The following is a 3,858-nucleotide window of genomic DNA, read 5'->3' as shown; positions in this document are numbered from 1 at the left end:
TAGTATGGCGTAAGCCGGCAGAAAACGTTGCGAACTTCTTGAAAAAAGGAAGTTTAGCAGGCGTAGATGGTCGACTACAAACACGTAACTATGAAGGACAAGACGGTAAGCGAGTGTATGTTACAGAAATTGTAGCTGAAAGTGTTCAGTTCTTAGAACCTAGAGGTACAGATAACAGAAACCAGGGCGGCTTTAATGGCCAAAACCCAAATCAGAATCAAAACCAACATCAACAACAATCTAACAATTACACACGTGTAGACGATGATCCGTTTGCAAATGGTGGTAAAACAATCGATATTTCCGATGATGATCTGCCATTCTGACCAGTTTAATTATGTCTAATTTAAACGAATAGAAAGAGGTGGAGGGTGTGCGTGGTCATGTTGGGTTAGCATTTACTTTATTAATGTTAATGGTCTTTATTGTCTTTGTTCCTGATTTAATTGTTTATGGTACTTTGCAAAGCAAAGCAAATGCAGTAGCAGAACAGATTACAAGAGAAGCAGAAATAGAGGGGGGCGTTGTTAATTCTGTAGAGAGTCGCACTCAAAAGATTCTTGAAGATTATGGAGTAGATAATAAAAATTTCAAAGTGACGTATAGTAACACCGGTACTCTTCAACAAAGAGGTCGGTTTACCGTTACGGTGACTAGTGAATATACATTTAGATCATTTAATTTATTAGGTACAGGTTTAGGACAGTTCACTTTACCGATTGAAGCGAAAGATGCTGGTAGGAGTGAAGTGTGGTATAGAAATTAATTCAAAAACATCATGAGTGTTTATATGGAGGGCATTCTTTTGGAATCAATTGAAATTGATCAATTAATTGCAGAATATATTATGGGGTGGAAGGTATGGAAACCTGATTTTTCGAATGTAGGTATATACATTACAGATAAGAATTTGATTACATATCAATTTTCACCCTCAAAGCATCCTCAAGATGCTTTTCTTGTTGTTCAGAAATTAAGAGAAAAAAGGCGTTTTGAGTTACAAAATAACTTTTATAATACAAAAGATGAAAAATATGTTGCTATATTTCAGCATAAAGAAGAGAACAAACTAATTGAAGATAGAGCTAGTGGAGAAACGGAATCAATGGCTATTTGTCTAGCTGCCTTAAAAACAATGGGCGTACTAGATTAGTAAATAACTAAATTAGGCAATAAAGTAGTCACTCAAACATGAGTGGCATTTTTTATATAAATAAAATAATGAGTAGGAGAATGTTTTATGAGTAAATTTGAAGGTGAAGTAAAACAAAAGAAAGGAAGGAAAAAGGGTATAGGAAAAGTAGCATCAGCAGTTTTAACGGCTTCGTTACTAGCAACTTTAGTTCCTTTCAACGTACTTGCTTATGAAGGAGGTGCGGATGATTTAAAACAGTCAAAAAAAGTTCACTTTATGAATGATGGTATTAATGATGAACAAATTTGGAGAGTGTTAGAGAATTCAAATGGAGAGATTTTCTTATTTTCTAACATGAGTAGTCCTTATGGAAGTAACATACTAAGTTCAGTCCCTTATAGTGAATCAAATCTAAAAAAAGTTTCAGCTAGGTATGAGACAGATCCAAGCCTTTTACCGTTCGAGAAAGATAGCATATCTAGACAATTGACAGATATTGATGGAGTCACTCTTGAAAATACAATTCCTGATGCCAATGGAGACTATTTTTTTGCTTTATCAAAGACTGAATTAGGTAATACTCGTTATTTTACTTCTCCTGATATGTACGGTTTAGGTAATACGTTAAATGATAGTCAATATGCTTCTAGATCATGGGATAATAGAAACATGCATTACATGCGGTATGTTAATGACTGGGTATTAAGAGATAGTTCATTATTTTCAGGTGTATGGAATTTTAGACCAGCTGTAAAGTTAGATAAATCAAAAATAGTTGCAATATCTTCAAATAAACCACTAAATGCTTATCCTTTAAATGTTGGCAGTGTAGATGACTCTGATTTGTTCACATTAACATTTAAAGATGAAAATTTAGCTCCTAATTTTAATGTTACTGTAGGTGGTAAACCTATAGGTGATACGATAACAATTGGGGAAAAAGGTACATTAACATTAGATTATAGTGGTGCAAAAATAAGTGATGCCGATAGAAAATCATATTTGGCAATGGAACTAACAGCTAAAAACGGTAAAAGATATTTTAGTCGTTTAAAAGAAATTACAGAAGATTCGGGATCAGTGACCGTTACTGGTATAGATAATAAAGATTCCTTTGGTGATGAGGAATATTCAGTTAGAGTTTGGTTAGATAGTGCTGCTGCTGCTCCTACTTTAATGACAACATCAAATTCTGCTACTACTCCTATTGAATTTACGTTGAATCCTATAGGGAATGGCGGTTCTACTGGTGGTAATGGGGGTAATGAAGGGAACAATGGTGGTTCTACTGAAACTCCTGAAGTAAATAAGAGTGATGAAAAACAACTGACTTCTTTTTCAATAGATGGCATGGAAGCGATAATAAATGAATCTAACAAAAGTGTAACTTTAACTGTTCCGGCATACACTGAATTAGATTTCTTAAATGCCGAGTTTACTTCTTCCGACAAATCGACAGTAAGTATTAACGGAACAGAAGTAACAAGTGGTGCAGCATTCTTTGACTATACAAATATTGTACAAGTAAAGGTAAAGGCTGAAAATGGTTCGTCAGTTACATATTTTGTGAAAGTAAAGAAAGATAAACCAGTTGAAAATCCTATAGTTGAAAATCTATATGTTGATGATGTTCGTTTGAATGGTGGAGTTTTTGGCTTTGAATCAAATACTATAGGGGAGTTTTACTACGCTGTAGTGCCTTCTGATGCTGAAGCACCTACTATTGATGATATTGTCAATCAAAGTGTAAAAGGTTCATTGGACAAGGGTAAACGGATGTTGACTAAAGGTAAAAATAGCTTTTCTTCTTTTGGACTAGAATCTGATACTTCGTATAAGGTGTATGGAGTATCAAAAATGTCAAACGGATCTTACTCTAGTTTGATGGAAAAAGAGTTTAAAACTGAAAAGCCACTAGCTTTAGATAGTGTAGATGTGAATGTAAAACCGGATAAAAACCCTGATGGTACTGTGAACAGTACTAATTCAGTTATTCATCTTGAAGGATTAGGGGATGATATAGAAGCTTATTATACACTTGATGGATCTGAGCCTTCTAAGACAAATGGAACGCTTTATACTCAACCTATCGTTATTACTGGAATGAGTTTAACTGAAGCTCACCAAAATTTACGAATTAAGCTTTATAGAGGTACTGAAGAAACTTCTCCATCTAATGTAGGTGGGGGCGATATTGAGGTAACAGATACCTTTGAAAATCCTGAATTAACTGGTATATCTGTAACAGACGTTAAAAGCAAGGAAGCACAAGTGAATTTTAGTGCTAATAAAGACGGTGAATATACCTATGTGATTTATCCATCTTCTTCACCAGCTCCAAGTGTTTCTGATATTTTAGAACAAAATCAAGAAGTACAAGCTGAAAAGGAAGAAAAGGATGCAAGTAAGTTTTCGTTAAGAGCCATGTTTTCAACAGTTAAGGGTTATTTTAAAGCTAGTGATAGCGAGCCAGTTTTAGCTGCTAAAGGTACAGGTAGTATTGCATCCGGAGAAAACAACGTAGCAGTAAATGGTCTCACTCCTGCAACAGATTATACCGTATATATGGTAGGTGAAGATGAAGAAGGTTATCGTACAAGCGTAACATCTGAAACGTTCACCACAAGTAAAGAGACTGGCACAAACGGTGGCGGCAGCACAAACGGTGGCGAAAGCACAAATGGTGGCGGTAGCACAAACGGTGGCGAAAGCACAAATGGTGG

At 35.3% G+C, this 3,858-nt stretch carries 4 protein-coding genes; all 4 read left to right on the top strand.

Annotation, left to right across the window (positions count from 1 at the left end):
* Positions 1–326: single-stranded DNA-binding protein (ssb, locus tag V7014_RS23765; protein WP_335510998.1), on the top strand; the 326-nt coding region annotated here is incomplete at its 5' end.
* 47 nt (positions 327–373) lie between these two features.
* Positions 374–766 (top strand): DUF4320 family protein, encoded by a 393-nt coding sequence (locus V7014_RS23760; RefSeq protein ID WP_335510996.1) that lies wholly within the window; start codon positions 374–376, stop codon positions 764–766.
* Positions 767–805: 39 nt separating this feature from the next.
* A complete protein-coding gene (locus tag V7014_RS23755; RefSeq protein ID WP_335510994.1) occupies positions 806–1,153 on the top strand; it encodes a BC1872 family protein in 348 nt (115 codons plus the stop codon).
* 87 nt (positions 1,154–1,240) lie between these two features.
* Positions 1,241–3,858: chitobiase/beta-hexosaminidase C-terminal domain-containing protein (locus V7014_RS23750; RefSeq protein ID WP_335510992.1), on the top strand; the 2,618-nt coding region annotated here is incomplete at its 3' end.

The organism is Bacillus sp. JJ722, assembly GCF_036963345.1.
In the GTDB taxonomy this organism is placed as follows: Bacteria; Bacillota; Bacilli; order Bacillales; family DSM-1321; genus Bacillus_AD.
This window is presented reverse-complemented; position numbering and strand designations above follow the sequence as displayed.